The sequence below is a fragment of the Clostridium sp. UBA3061 genome, from assembly GCF_002367465.1.
Classification (GTDB): domain Bacteria; phylum Bacillota; class Clostridia; order Clostridiales; family Clostridiaceae; genus Clostridium_J; species Clostridium_J sulfidigenes.
This window is the reverse complement of sequence record NZ_DFCF01000005.1, coordinates 284,215-298,429: the sequence shown is the minus strand read 5'-3', so window position 1 is coordinate 298,429 and position 14,215 is coordinate 284,215. Positions and strand designations below refer to the sequence as shown.

General features: G+C 29.2%; 15 protein-coding genes. 7 read left to right on the top strand and 8 right to left on the bottom strand.

The features are described 5' to 3' along the window. Both B2P65_RS04510 and B2P65_RS04505 read left to right on the top strand, forming a co-directional pair. Window positions 1-246: YvrJ family protein (locus B2P65_RS04510; RefSeq protein WP_346879676.1), on the top strand; the 246-nt coding region annotated here is incomplete at its 5' end. Between the two features lie 262 nt (window positions 247-508). Beyond that, a complete protein-coding gene (locus B2P65_RS04505; protein WP_346847612.1) occupies window positions 509-1,003 on the top strand; it encodes a hypothetical protein in 495 nt (164 codons plus the stop codon). Between the two features lie 108 nt (window positions 1,004-1,111). Here B2P65_RS04505 and B2P65_RS04500 read toward each other — a convergent pair whose 3' ends face one another. Next, window positions 1,112-1,867, bottom strand: a complete 756-nt coding sequence (locus B2P65_RS04500; RefSeq protein WP_346879675.1) for a creatininase — start codon at window positions 1,865-1,867, stop codon at window positions 1,112-1,114. A 385-nt stretch (window positions 1,868-2,252) separates the two neighbouring features. Here B2P65_RS04500 and zupT point away from each other — a divergent pair, with 385 nt between their 5' ends. From zupT to B2P65_RS04480, 4 genes are all read left to right on the top strand, one after another. Then, window positions 2,253-3,077 (top strand): zinc transporter ZupT, encoded by an 825-nt coding sequence (zupT, locus tag B2P65_RS04495; RefSeq protein WP_346847610.1) that lies wholly within the window; start codon window positions 2,253-2,255, stop codon window positions 3,075-3,077. 21 nt (window positions 3,078-3,098) lie between these two features. Then, window positions 3,099-4,346, top strand: coding sequence for a UV DNA damage repair endonuclease UvsE (gene uvsE, locus B2P65_RS04490; protein ID WP_346847609.1), 1,248 nt, complete (start codon window positions 3,099-3,101; stop codon window positions 4,344-4,346). A gap of 105 nt (window positions 4,347-4,451) precedes the next feature. Continuing rightward, window positions 4,452-6,392, top strand: a complete 1,941-nt coding sequence (locus tag B2P65_RS04485) for a sigma-54-dependent Fis family transcriptional regulator (protein WP_346879674.1) — start codon at window positions 4,452-4,454, stop codon at window positions 6,390-6,392. A gap of 336 nt (window positions 6,393-6,728) precedes the next feature. Continuing rightward, window positions 6,729-7,808 (top strand): 2,3-butanediol dehydrogenase, encoded by a 1,080-nt coding sequence (locus tag B2P65_RS04480; protein WP_346847607.1) that lies wholly within the window; start codon window positions 6,729-6,731, stop codon window positions 7,806-7,808. A gap of 111 nt (window positions 7,809-7,919) precedes the next feature. Here B2P65_RS04480 and ric read toward each other — a convergent pair whose 3' ends face one another. From ric to B2P65_RS04445, 7 genes are all read right to left on the bottom strand, one after another. After that, window positions 7,920-8,636, bottom strand: coding sequence for an iron-sulfur cluster repair di-iron protein (gene ric / locus B2P65_RS04475; protein ID WP_346878191.1), 717 nt, complete (start codon window positions 8,634-8,636; stop codon window positions 7,920-7,922). Between the two features lie 127 nt (window positions 8,637-8,763). After that, window positions 8,764-9,471 carry a Crp/Fnr family transcriptional regulator gene (locus tag B2P65_RS04470; protein WP_346879673.1) on the bottom strand — a complete coding sequence of 236 codons (708 nt, stop codon included), beginning with the start codon at window positions 9,469-9,471 and terminating at the stop codon, window positions 8,764-8,766. Window positions 9,472-9,491: 20 nt separating this feature from the next. Continuing rightward, the gene (gene frlB / locus B2P65_RS04465) at window positions 9,492-10,517 is read right to left on the bottom strand and encodes a fructoselysine 6-phosphate deglycase (protein WP_346879672.1); all 1,026 of its coding nucleotides are present in this window, start codon (window positions 10,515-10,517) and stop codon (window positions 9,492-9,494) included. A gap of 20 nt (window positions 10,518-10,537) precedes the next feature. Then, a complete protein-coding gene (locus tag B2P65_RS04460) occupies window positions 10,538-11,278 on the bottom strand; it encodes a GntR family transcriptional regulator (protein ID WP_346879671.1) in 741 nt (246 codons plus the stop codon). Further along, window positions 11,278-12,060 (bottom strand): fructoselysine 6-kinase, encoded by a 783-nt coding sequence (gene frlD, locus B2P65_RS04455; RefSeq protein ID WP_346847602.1) that lies wholly within the window; start codon window positions 12,058-12,060, stop codon window positions 11,278-11,280. Before frlD ends, B2P65_RS04460 begins: the two co-directional genes overlap by 1 nt. 12 nt (window positions 12,061-12,072) lie before the next feature. Then, on the bottom strand, window positions 12,073-12,756 hold the full coding sequence (locus B2P65_RS04450) for a GntR family transcriptional regulator (protein ID WP_346879670.1): 684 nt from the start codon (window positions 12,754-12,756) through the stop codon (window positions 12,073-12,075). Window positions 12,757-13,056: 300 nt separating this feature from the next. Beyond that, a complete protein-coding gene (locus B2P65_RS04445) occupies window positions 13,057-13,665 on the bottom strand; it encodes a nitroreductase family protein (protein ID WP_346847600.1) in 609 nt (202 codons plus the stop codon). A gap of 134 nt (window positions 13,666-13,799) precedes the next feature. On the opposite strand from B2P65_RS04445, the gene B2P65_RS04440 reads away from it, so the two are divergent. Then, window positions 13,800-14,126, top strand: a complete 327-nt coding sequence (locus tag B2P65_RS04440) for a helix-turn-helix domain-containing protein (protein WP_346847599.1) — start codon at window positions 13,800-13,802, stop codon at window positions 14,124-14,126. Window positions 14,127-14,215 lie beyond the last annotated feature (89 nt).

The window sequence follows — 14,215 nt, the reverse complement described above, 5'->3', positions numbered from 1 at the left end:
GTAATGGAAGAATTAATAAATATAGTATCAAATGTGGGATTTCATATAGCAATTACTGCTTATCTTATGATGAGATTTGAAAATAAATTAGAGAAGTTAGATGATAGCATCAATACAGCTAATTCAATGAAGGTGGAGCTGTATTTTTCTATACATATAATTTCACTTCAAAGAAAGGCTATAAAGGAGCCATTGGATCAGAGTGCTGGATATATCCAAACAATGAGAATAAATTTGAAGAGTTAGAACAAAACGTAGTGAATTACAAATAGATTCTAGTTTAGAACTTAAGGACTCTGAATAATTTCGATATTTAAGAGTTGAGCAAGAAAATAAGTAGTTTTAACTACAAGATATTTGTATTAGGGAAATAGTAATTACAAAAAATAAACAAGTGAATTAAGGTTTATTAAGTTAATAAGATTTAGCACTTATTTCTTTGTAACACAAGTTTTTTCAATCCATAATATAATAACAACACAGTATGTTATTATATGGAGGAATAATAGTGAAAGAATTTTTAAGTATTGAAGGAGTAGTTAAAAGTATAGAAGTGATGAAAACATCAGTAAATGACACATCGGCATGTACAATGATAATGTCAGTAAGAGGAAGAAGAGATGATGATTTTAACTTAGTAGTTAGCCGAGATACTTACTTTGTAGACCATGTTAATATAAGACCTGGTGATTATATAATTGGATTTTATGATGCATTGGCACCTGTTCCATTAATATTTCCACCACAGTATAGAGCTATTGTTATAGCCAGAAAATCAAAAAAAGAAAATGTCAAAGTGTCTCATTTCAATAGAAGATTAGTCAGTAGAGATGATTCACTTAGACTTAATATTAGTAATAGAACACAAATATTACTTGAAAATGGCCAGAGCTTTTTGGGCAATATAGAAAATAGAAATCTTGTGGTTGTATATGGAATGAGTACCAAGAGTATACCTGCAATTACAACACCATCACAAATTATAGTTTTATGTGATAATTAGATATTTTATAAATAAGTTTGCCTAGTATGAATAATTATAATACTAGGCAATTTTATTATATTAAATAGAAGCATAATAATTTTATAAATTAAGCGATAATTCTTAAATTTATCTGAAAGCTTCTTCAACTATTTTAACAATGTTTGGAATAACGTCATCTACAATTATTTTTCCTCTTGCAGCTGAAGAGGATTTAGCTGATGCAAGTATTCCAGTTTCGGGAACGATATCTTTTTCTATAGGATATCTAAAATAAGTTGTTGGACTAGCATTTTCAGTATCTAATATTTTATCTTCTCTAACAAGCTCTGGTGCAAAGTACATCATTAATGAGGTCTCTGTAACGGCAGCATGTTCTAAAGCCCATCCTGGGAATGGTACTTCATCAAAAACTTTATCAATTACATCAGGTGACATTGGATCCCACCAGTTAGTAAGAAGAAGCTTTACCTTGTCTCCATATTTTGTAGAACATAGATCCATAGCTTCTACAATAAATGCTTCATTTTCAAAGTGAGCACTCAAAATAAATATTTTTGTAAAGCCATCACGAACAAATTCATCTATTATATCCATTACTAAGGCTTGTAATGTAGCACCATTTAAGTCAATAGTTCCAGGAAATAATGGGCCACCACCACTTAATGGTTTTGATTTATATCCATAAGAAATTGTTGGAGCAACTACTCCATTTATTTTTTCAGCTATGCGGTAAGCAAACTCTCTTGCTAATACAGAATCTACACAGGTAGGTAAGTGAGGGCCATGTTGTTCTGTAGCACCTATTGGTAATATAATTACATCATCTTTTTTCTTTGCAAACTCTTGCCATGTCATATTTTCCATTTTAACATTTTCGTACATAATTAATGTCTCCTATTCTTAAGTGTAATAAAGTTTTTTGCTAAGTATTTATATAATAAAAATAAAGTTTACATAATATTATTGTAACATAAGTATGCTTTTACATAATATCCATATTATAAACAAAAATATAAATAGAACTATTGAAATACTAGCATAAGTATTATTTTATATAGAATAGCATAGTAGTGATTTTTAAATTGATTATGATATAATAATTATACTATTAAAGGAAAATAGAGTAATTCATCCTATGAAAATAATTAGGTTTAATTAGGGTGAAAGTTAGTAAAAGTTGCAGTAATTGATATTGTATTGATTAAACAAGTTTGTGTAAGTTATTGATAAGTATATGAATAAAATATAGGAATTAGGGGGAAAAGATATGGAACAGGTTTTTATTGCCTTTGCATTAACGTTATTTGCAGGGCTATGTACAGGAATTGGAAGTGCTCTTGCGTTTTTTGCTAAAAAGACCAATACAAAATTTTTATCAATTAGTTTAGGATTTTCTGCAGGAGTTATGATATATGTTTCTATGATAGAAATTTTTGTTGAAGCTAGGAACTTATTATCCGTTGAACTTGGATTTAAATTGGGTTCTTGGGTTACAGTAGGAGCTTTCTTTTTTGGTATGTTAATTATAGCGATTATTGACAAACTTATACCAAGTGGTGAAAATCCTCATGATATTTATAAAATTGAAGAATTAGAGGGAACGGAAAATGAAAATTTAAAAGATACATCAAAAGATAATACAAAATTGCTTAGAATGGGATTACTTACAGCATTAGCAGTGGCTATTCATAACTTTCCAGAAGGATTGGCTACTTTTATTTCTGCATTACAAGAACCATCAATAGCCATACCTATAACAATTGCTATTGCTATTCATAATATTCCTGAGGGTATCGCAGTATCAGTTCCAGTATTTTATGCTACGGGTAGTAGAAAAAAAGCTTTTCTATATTCTTTTCTATCTGGACTGTCAGAGCCCTTAGGTGCTATTATTGGTTATTTGGTATTGATGCCATTTATTAATAATATTACCCTTGGAATTATTTTTGCTATAGTTGCTGGTATTATGATATTTATTTCTCTTGATGAATTACTTCCATCGGCAAGAGAATATGGTGAACATCATTTATCTATCTACGGACTAGTAGCGGGAATGGCTGTAATGGCAATTAGCTTATTACTTTTCATTTAAGTAAAAGGATGGTGTTGTAAGTTGCTTGAAAAAAATAGAATTGGATATGCATGTACACCTGCATCTATTCCATATAAAACTTCAAGAAGCTTTTTATTAAAAAATTTTAGTGATAATGTTTTTAATCAGTGTGTTAGAAGTAACATTGATGATTTAATGAATATATTAAAGTGGAATATAGAAAATGCAATATATTTATTTAGGATAAGTTCAGATATAATTCCCTTTGGTAGTCACCCAATTAATAACCTAAAGTGGTGGGAGACCTATAATAAAGAACTTACAGAGTGTGGAGAATTTATAAAAAATAATAATATTAGGGTTTCTATGCATCCTGGTCAATATACAGTTCTAAATTCTCCTAATGAGGAAGTTGTTGAGAAAAGTATTATGGATCTAGAGTATCATTGCAAATTTTTAGATAGTTTAGGTGTGGACTATTCTAACAAAATTATACTTCATGTTGGAGGGGTATATGGAGATAAAATTTCTGCCATGGAACGATTTAAGCATAATTTTAATAGACTATCAAACTCTTTGAAAAAAAGATTGGTAATTGAGAATGATGATAAAAGTTATACCATAGAAGATGTATTAAATATTTGTAATGATATTAAAATACCAGCAGTGTTTGATAATCTTCATCATCAGCTCAATCCTTGTTTTTTAGAGTGGAAGGATATTTTATACTCTGTTAAAAATACATGGAAGGTTGAAGATGGTCCAGTAAAATTCCATTATTCTGATAGAGATATAAGTAAAAAAGGAGGAGCTCATTCTAAGTTTGTTGTTACTAGTAATTTTTTAGATTATATGAAAAGTATTTCAGAAATTAATTCAGATGTCATGCTTGAAGTTAAGGATAAGGAAATATCAGCAATGAAGTGTATTTACACTCTTAATGAAGACTTGCCAATTTCAATAAGGACAGAGCAATGGGCGAAGTATAAGTATTCTTTAATGGAAAAGGACTATTCTTATTATAAAAAATGTAGTAGCTTAGTAAATTCTCCTATACCAATGAGAGAAGTGTATATGTATATAGATCAGTGTTTAGAAAAGCCTTTTAGTAGAGGAAATTTTATTAACACAGCACAACATGTTTATGGATATATAAAAGATAAAGTAACATTAAAAGAAAAGAATAGGTTTAATGAACTTTTAAAAAATCCAGACGAAAATAATATTAAGGTAAAAACCTTATTAAGAAAATTATGTGAAAAGTACGAAGTAGATTATATTAATAACTCTTATTATTTTATATATTAGATTTAGTTCTAGGTATACATTTTATCCATGGTGATATAAAACAAATACTAAAATAATAAATTTATTGTTTTGAGTATATATTTCTTAAGGGGTGGGAGTGTAAGAATGGATAATTATACGGAATTAATTACAAAAGCATGGAATGAATTTGTGAAATACGGTATAGATAATAAAAAAGTTAAAAAAGATATAAGAGATTCATGGATAAGATGTAAAGAGTATAATGTAGACTATATGGATGGAAGAGGTGTTGAGAAATATAAAGCTCCTGTAGGAATTAAAGTTAAAGAGAATATAGATTTAGTTTCAGTAGCACATTCTATAATGGAGAATTTGTATAACACCATATCAGGTTCAGGCTTTGCTTTATTCCTTGCAGATAAAGATGGATATATAATAGATGTTATTGGTGACGATAGTATTTTAGAAAAAGCCAGGGATTTAAGATTTACAAAGGGAGCCTTATGGTCAGAAAAAGCAGTAGGAACTAATGCTATAGGAACCTGCTTATATCTAAATAAACCAATACAAACTATTGGGGCTGAGCATTATGGTATACAACAACATTCTTGGACGTGTTCATCAGCACCTATACATGATAGTGATGGGAAAATAATAGGGTGTATAAATATGTCTGGCATATGCAAGGATGCACATCTGCATACTTTAGGAATAGTTATTGCAGCAGCTGAATCCATAAAGAAACAGTTAGAACTTATATTATCCTATAATTTATTAAATATAACTTTTGATTCCATTGTAGAGGGAATGATAGTAATAGATGAAAAATTTAATATTAAGAGAGTGAATCATAGAGCAGAAAATATTTTAGATATGAATCAAGATGAAATATTTGAAATAAATATAAAAGAAGCTCTAGGTAATTTAAATTTTGATTACATTATAGAAAATTATGAGGAAACGTATAATAACATAGAATGTGACTTTAATATTAATAATAAAAGAATAAAATGTATATTAAATGTTGTACCTATGAATGTTAATAATAGGTCCATGGGAGTAGTTATAACTTTTAGAGAAAGTAAATCTGTACATAGGTTTGTAAATAAAGTGGTAGGATATAAGGCTAACTATAAGTTTAAAGACATTGTAACTAGTAACGATAAAATGATAAAAATGATAAATTTTGCAAAAAAGGCTTCAAGAAGTGATTGCAATATATTAATAGAAGGACCTAGCGGTACGGGAAAAGAACTGGTAGCTCAAGCTATACATAATTATAGTCAAAGAAGTGATGGACCTTTTGTAGCTGTAAACTGTGCTTCAATTCCTAGAGATCTAATGGAAAGTGAATTTTTTGGTTATGATAAGGGCGCTTTTACTGGAGCTGCTAAAGAGGGACATCCAGGGAAATTTGAATTAGCAGATGGTGGAACAATTTTCTTAGATGAATTAGGAGAACTTCCTTTAGATATGCAATCGAAATTATTAAGAGTTTTAGATAACAATACCATAGTTAGAGTAGGCGGAAATTACGAAAAGAAATTAGATGTAAGAATAATAGGAGCAACTAATAAAGAGTTAAAAGAAGAGATAAGTAAAAAAGCTTTTAGAGAAGATTTGTATTACAGGTTAAATGTAATGAATATAAAAACCATCCCTTTGAAGGAAAGAAAGGAAGATATAGAGACACTAGCAAGACACTTTGTTAATAGTCTTAATTTTAAAAATAAAGCTAAATATAAACTAATAACAACAGATTATATAAATGAACTAAAAAAACATGATTGGCCTGGAAATGTAAGAGAACTTAGAAATGCTATAGAAAGGGATTATTATTCTAGTGAAAAGGATATAATTTGTGTACAATCTTTGGAAAAGTCACAAATAATAGAAGCTAATTTTAATAATGAGAAAGCAAGTGATGTAGATGAAATAGTACCTATAGATATTTTAGAAAGAGAAAGTATAATAAAAGCTATTAACTTTTGCGGAGGTAACATATTAAAGTCTGCGGAAATGCTAGGAATAAGTAGAGCTACTATTTATAGAAAGATAAAAAAATATAACATAAATGACCTATAAATTACTTTGTTTTTTTATTATCAATGATTAGAATTATATATGTATCAAAATGAGAATTTAAAATAGTAAATCTCAAGATGAGACACTGAGTTGTGTATCATTTTGAGATTTTTTAGTTTACTATATAAATTAAATTTTTGAATAAGATTTAAAGTAAATTTAATTAGAAATGTAGAATGGGACTCAATGTAGTCATTTTCATAGCTGCAGGCAAAATAGGATGAATAATGTTTTAAAAAGTATTTTAAACAATGATTTTGGCATAAGTCTTGCATAATAAATATGTGAGAATATTAACAATATATTAGATTATATTTTTTAGGAGGTACTTTTATTATGAAAGCAGCATTATGGTATGCTAAGAAAGATATTAGGGTTGAAGAGGTAGATGAACCAAAGGTTACTAAAGGAAATATAAAAATTAAAGTTAAATGGTGTGGAATATGTGGTTCAGATTTGCATGAATATTTAGGAGGACCTATTTTTATACCTGTTGGACAACCTCATCCTTTAAGTGGGAATATAGCACCAGTAGTTCTAGGGCACGAATTTTCAGGGGAAGTTGTAGAAGTAGGAGAAGGAGTAACAAAGTTTGAAATAGGTGATAGAGTTATTGTAGAACCTATAGTGGCTTGTGGAGAATGTCCAGCATGTAGAGAAGGTAAATACAATCTGTGCTCTTCCTTAGGATTTCACGGACTTTGTGGTAGTGGTGGAGGACTTGCAGAATATACTGTATTTCCAGAAGAATATGTGCATAAAATGCCAGAGGGGATGACTTATGAACAAGGAGCTTTAGTAGAACCAATGGCGGTAGCACTTCATTCTATTAGAATTGCTAATTTTAAAACAGGAGATACTGCCATAGTACTTGGTTCAGGACCAATAGGTCTTGCAACTATTGAATGCTTAAAAGCAGCAGGAGCAAAATTAGTAGTAGTGTTACAAAGAAAATCAATAAGACAGGAATATGCAAAGAGGGCAGGAGCAGATGTTGTTCTTGATCCAAATGAAGTTGATATAGCTATGGAGGTTAAAAAACTCACTGGTGGAACAGGTGTAGATGTTGCCTTTGAAACTACAGGAGCAAAGATAGGCTTTGATATAGGCATAGATAGTCTAAAATATGAAGGAGTTATGGTAATAACAAGTATTTGGGAAGATGAAATAAACTTTAACCCTAATGTCTTAGTATTTTCTGAAAAGAAAATAGTAGGAACTTTAGCCTATAGACATGAGTTTCCAGCAACAATTGCGCAAATGAGCGATGGAAGAATTAAGGCAGAAGGATATATAACTAAGAAAATAGCACTTGAAGATATAGTTGAAGAAGGATTTGGAGCTTTGACCGGTCCTGAAAAGAAAAAACATGTGAAAATTCTTGTAACTCCAGATAAAGCTCTTTTAAATAAATAAGAAATCAGAGAAAATGTAAAGATATAAAACAAGTATGGAATAAAATGATAAAAAGCCTAAGGAAATAAATTATCCTTAGGCTTGTAAATTTTTTTATTTTAAGAAAGTTACTTATTGATGTTTGTTAATATCCAAGTTCATTCTCTTAAATAGAATATTGTTTTCAAGGTGAATATGCTGGAATAAATCACTCTCTAGTTCTTCAATAATTTTAAAGGTTATAACATAGGTATTACAACCGTCATTAGGAACTTTGAAATCATTGGTAATTTTTCTAAGTTCCTTTAAAATATCTCCAGCACCTTCATGCTCCTCTTCGATTTCATTAATTACTTCATTAATTTTTTGAAGTTGATTAACACTTGGATTTTTATCATATTCTTTAATTAATGGGAAAAGAATTTGTTCTTCTTTAAGCAAATGTTGCTCTAACTCAGTTTTAAGCATTGAAAAGAGCTTATGGACTCTGAATAGTACATTATGGTTTATACCATGAACTCTCATTATTTTTGTTGTTAACTCTCCTAATTCAGGAAGTACTCTCTTAGTATAGGCATGATGAGTATTTTCAATATGGTCAATTAATTCACTTGATGTCAATGCCCTAAAATCTATGAATACTTCTTTTGTATTATTACTTTCTTCAAAAATCTCATTTATTTTATTTAATATTAGATTTTCATCAAGATGTAATTCATAGAGTACCTCTTCAAGGGGTCTATTACCTCCACAGCAAAAATCAATTTTATATTGTTTGAAAATTTCACTAGCCTTAGGCACAATTGAAACAATTTCTCCTACGGTTTGAGAACTATTAAATTTATTCATATATATTCCTCCAATACAGTGTTATTTAAAGATTTCTTGTTTATAACTCTATAATATATTAGTTATATAAAATATTCTGTGACTGGAGTCATAGTTTTAAAACAAACTATCTAATTATTTTTATTTTTTAATTCATTAAAGCATCTATATCTCGTATCAAAATCTGTTTATTTCCTATCATATCAATGACACCTTCATCTTGTAGTACGCTTAATTTCCTACTAACCGTTTCTCTAGCAGTACCTATATAATTAGCTATTCCTTCACGGCTTAATGGGAGCTCTACAATAACACCATTAGGATGTTTTTTACCATACCTTTCTGCAAAGTCAAGAAGTAGTGAATTTATACGCCACTCTATGTTTTTAGTACCCATATTTTGCACTGAGCTCTCTATTTTATCCATTCGACTACATAATTCTTCTATGATTTTAATCCCTATTTTAGGATAATTAATTAAAAGTTTTTGAAAGTCATTTTTATTTATCATGCAAATATAAGTAGTTTCTAATGCTTCAACATTATAGGTAGATTGTTGATTATTTAAGAGATTTTTTTCACCAAAGAAGTCACCGTGATCAAATATATATAGAATCTGCTCTTTGCCTTCAATAGTATAACGAAATACTTTTACCTTACCATTATCTATAATGATTAGATTTTCTAAATAACTTTCTTCCATTATAATTAGCTCACCTTTTTCATATTGCTTTTTTACAATTAAGGTAGCTACTTTACTTAATTCTTCAGAATTTAAACCAGAGAAAATTGGAACTCTTTCTACACATAATTTATGAAGACAATTATCGCAGTTACATTTTTTATATTCGCTCATGAATAATCACATCCTTATTTTTAGTATTTAACAATACCTCCATAATATCTTCTATCATCTGGATTGTGATCTTTGTAAATTGAAAGATAATAGAAAAACCACTCAAGAGGGACAAAAAGTACAAAAGGTGATAGCATAGGATGAAGGTCTTTAGCTATTTCTTTATAATCAAAGACAATATAATCCTTATCTAATTTCTTAACAAAATTTATAGTTCTTTCAGTAGTATGTCTAGATTCATCTGTACCTAATAGAAAAATAAAAGGTACTCCTTCTTCAACAATTTCTAAAGGTCCATGGCGGAATTCACTACTATTTATATTTGCTCCATGAGTCCAAGCAAATTCCATCATTGTAATAACTCCTTCTTTATAGGCTAAAGGAGTTAGTGGACCTGCAGCCACAGTATATATTATATCCCAATTAGAAGCTTTTTCACCGAGGGTTCGTCCTTTAGATTCCCAACTTGTTACTAACTTTCCTAAAATTTTAGGAAGCTTTAATATATCTTCTAGAATTTTAGTTATTTCAAGGCTTGGTGTAACTTTATTGATAAGTTCTAATGCAAAGGTATAAGTAATTAATAATTGAATTTCCCAGATGCATTCAGCTTCATAGGCTACTAAATAGTCACCTACAGGAGCTAATAAGTTTCCAGAAGGATCACGAGTAACGCTGACAGTAAGTGCACCAGTAGCTTTAGCCTTTTTTAAAGCTTCTACTACTTCTTCAGTGTTTCCAGATTGAGATAGAGCGATCACTGCTGTTTTTTCATCTAAATTATAAGGTGTAGAATCTAAAAAGTCATAGCCACTATAAGCTTTAGAATTAATATTTGAGTATTTTTCAAATAATATAGTAGCAGTTTCACAAGCACAAAGAGGTGAACCACAAGCTACAAAATAAACTTTGTTAATTCCCCTTTTAGCCATTTCATTAACTATGTTTCTAATTTTAGGAACGTCCTTTTCTAATACTTTTTCAACTTCTGTAACCATATTTTCTGTAACAAGAAAATCTACAGTGGACTTATCAATATTCAACATATAAATACCTTCTTTCTATATCATTTATTAAAATGTACATTATAGTTACATTTATCTCCTCTTGTATAGGTCTTTGTAAATTCTATAACTCTTCCAGTATCATCATAGCTAGTACATTGAAATAACATTACCCAGGAAGGTGTATCTAGAGATAAAAGTTTACTATGCTTATCATCTAGTCGAATGATTTCCAAGGTTTCATCTGCAGTAACAAGATTTATATTATAAACCTCAAAGAGTTCATATATTGAAAAAAAGGATAGATTAATTTTATCTAAATTAGGTAGTATATATTTTGGAATATGAATGAATTCTAGGGATATAGGTTCTTTGTTGGCATAACACAGTCTCTTTATAACATAGATATCATCATCTTCATTTATATTAAACTTTTTACTCAAAAGTTTTCCAGCAGGTTTGGTAGTTTTATTTAGTATAGTGGTTTTTGAAGGTGTATTCTTATCTTTCATAGTTTTAGTAAAACCTCTTAAGGTATATAAGTCTCTTTCAATTTTAGAATTAAGAACAAATACACCCTTACCTTTAATACTCTTTAACAATCCTTCACGGATAAGAATGGATATAGCATTACGTACTGTTAGACGATTTATTCCATAGGTATTAGATAATTCATTTTCAGAGGGAATTGCTGTACCAACCTTGAATTCACCACTAATAATTTTATCCCTTAAGATATCCCTTAGTTGAGTATATAAAGGAGAGGAACCACTTAGTTGTTTTTTTGAATTATTCTCAGTCATTACCAAGCACCAAAATATTTTAATGTTTTAGATGCAGTTTTAGCACCAAGAAGCATGGATTCTTTTATGGAGCTTTTATTAAGAATACCCTTTAAAAAACCTGCTATGAAGGAGTCTCCAGCACCTAAAGTGTCAACTACCTTTGTTTCTATGATGTCTTGAAAAATAAATTCTTTACCATCATAGGCAACACTGCCCTTATTGCCAAGAGTTACAACTACTATTTTAGGTCCTTTACTATGAATATCCTTCATAAAGTTTTTTATATAGTCATCTATTTTAGAATAAGAAAAAAATGCATAGTCTACATAATGGATAGTTTTATTAATAAGAGAGTCTTCTAATTTAGTAGCATAATCAAAAGAAATAGGAATATTTTTTTCTTTGATGTGGCAAAGGTAGTTTTCAGTTTTACCCCAATAGGCTGTATGAAAAAGATCATGGTTACAAATGAAATCTAAATCGTCATTAGTAAGTGTAAATTTACTTAATACACCTTCATAATAATTTCCCATGACTCTATCTCCATTTATTAATGCAACCTCTGTTATAGCTGTAGCCCCTTCTAATACCCGAACATGAGAAGTATCTACCCCTTTAGAATTAATGGAATTAATCATTAATTCTCCATATTTATCATTACCAACCACTCCAACATAGGAAGAGATTTCATTTAATTCTTTCATATATACTGCTACATTTACGGGATTTCCACCAGGATAACTTTTACCTAAGTTTAAATATACATCCATACAATTATCACCTACAGTAGCTATTTTCAATATAATCAACTCCTATCTTGTTAATACACTTTTTAGTTTCACTCTATCTGCACGTATTACAGAGTAGAAAAATTCTACGGGAAAACCTTTTTCTTCTAGAACAGTACCCTTGAGGTAGAAAAGGGGAAAACCTTCTTCAACTTTTAAAAGTTCTGATTCTAAGGCTGTAGCATAGGTCATGGATATTTCTTCCCAACCACTCTTTAAATTTAGATTAAAATCCTTTTTTAAAACCTCATATAAAGAAGTTTTTTCAAAATCTTTTCTAATTAGCTCATCATAATATTTGGAAGATAGATAACTATTTTCTATAGCAAAGGGCACGGAGTCTACTGATCTTAATCTAATTAGTTCACATAAATTGTTATTAGAACTTTCCTTTAGGTTTTCATAGGCTAAAGTATTATCATTTAATAGCTTTAATGAAAGTAATTTGGTAGATAAATTTAAAGAATTTTCATCTATAAATTCATGGAAAGAGTTTAGACTTTGTAAATTTTTTTCAAGTTTAGGCTCTGATAAAAAAGTTCCTGAGCCTTTCTTTTTATATAATTTACCATGATTAATTAATTGGTCTATAGCTTTTTTTAAGGTAGTTCTATTACAATCCCACATACTACAAAATTCTCTTTCGGAAGGAAGTTTGGTATTAGGTAATAAATTATTTTCAATAATATAACATTGAATTTTTTCCATAAGTTTTTCTCTATTGAGAAGGAGTGAATTATCCATAACATTATCCTTTCTACAAGTTTCTATTTTCATATAAACAAGTTCACATAAAAACTATACCACTTACAATATAATATACTATTAAAATATTAAAAAGTAAATATTTACTTTTAAATACATAAAATAAAAAATAAAAGGCTATATGAAAATGATATAGTAATATTACTATTTCACTTTTATATAGTCTTTTAATTATATTTGAAGATATGTTGAATAGATAAATTTAATATAACTATTAAATCTTAATAATTATATTACTCAATACTATATTTCTTTTAAAAGCACTTCATTATAATCTAATCTTGGTCTTTGCTTAGGAGTTTGGTCAGGATATCCTATAGGTAATAAGGCCAAAACATCATATCTGTCTTCAAGATTTAGAAGTGCTTTAACTTTTTCTTTATCAAACATCATAACCCAACAGCTTCCGAGTCCTAAATCTGTAGCTCTAAGAGTGATATGATCAATAGCTATAGCTACATTTAAGTTTAGATAAGCTTTTAAGGAAGCAGTATCAATGCTTTGTTTCCCTTTATTATAATTTTCATCTGCATTATTTAGAGGGGTATCAACAAATGCTTGAGCTTCTTTAAGTTCCTTCATTCTTTCTCCAGTCGATGTGATAGAATTAGTATCAACACAACAAGCAATTATAGCTGGAGCAGCAGAAACAAAAGGTAAAGGAGTACAATCTTTTAGCTTAGTTCTTGCCTCCTCACTTTTTATTACTATATATCGTGCAGGTTGAAGATTTGTACCAGAAGGCGCCAATCTTCCAGCTTCAATTAATTGGTGAATGTACTCTTCAGGTACTTCATCAGGCTTAAATTTTCTTATACTTCTTCTGTTTTGTATTACTTCTAATAGTTCCATAGAAACACTCCTTATATTTTAAGTAGATTGTAATAAACTTATTTATTTTATATACTAATTATATATTTGCGTAATTAGTTTTAATAGTATGCACTTTTGTGTAAGATACTATATAAAAGGAGAGTAATGTTGAAATGTCTGGTACAAATAAAAATAAATATAAGTGTCCATTAGAATATACTCAAAAGTTAATTGGAGGAAAGTGGAAGCCTATTATTCTTTGGTATTTATCTACAAAAGGTATAATGAGGTATGGGGAGTTAAAAAGAGCTCTAACAAATATATCACATAAAATGTTATCTCAACAGCTTAAGGAGTTGGAAGGCGATAAATTAATTCATAGAGAGGAATACCATCAGATTCCACCCAAAGTAGAATATTCTATTACTGATAAGGGAAGGACATTACTTCCCTTATTGGAGCTTATGCATAAGTGGGCTGTAGAAAATATTGAAGAATGAAATCATATAGACAAATATAAATATTAATATTAGTATGTATAGAAAGTATGCTTTTAAATGAGCATACTTTTTTTATATAGATTAAGATT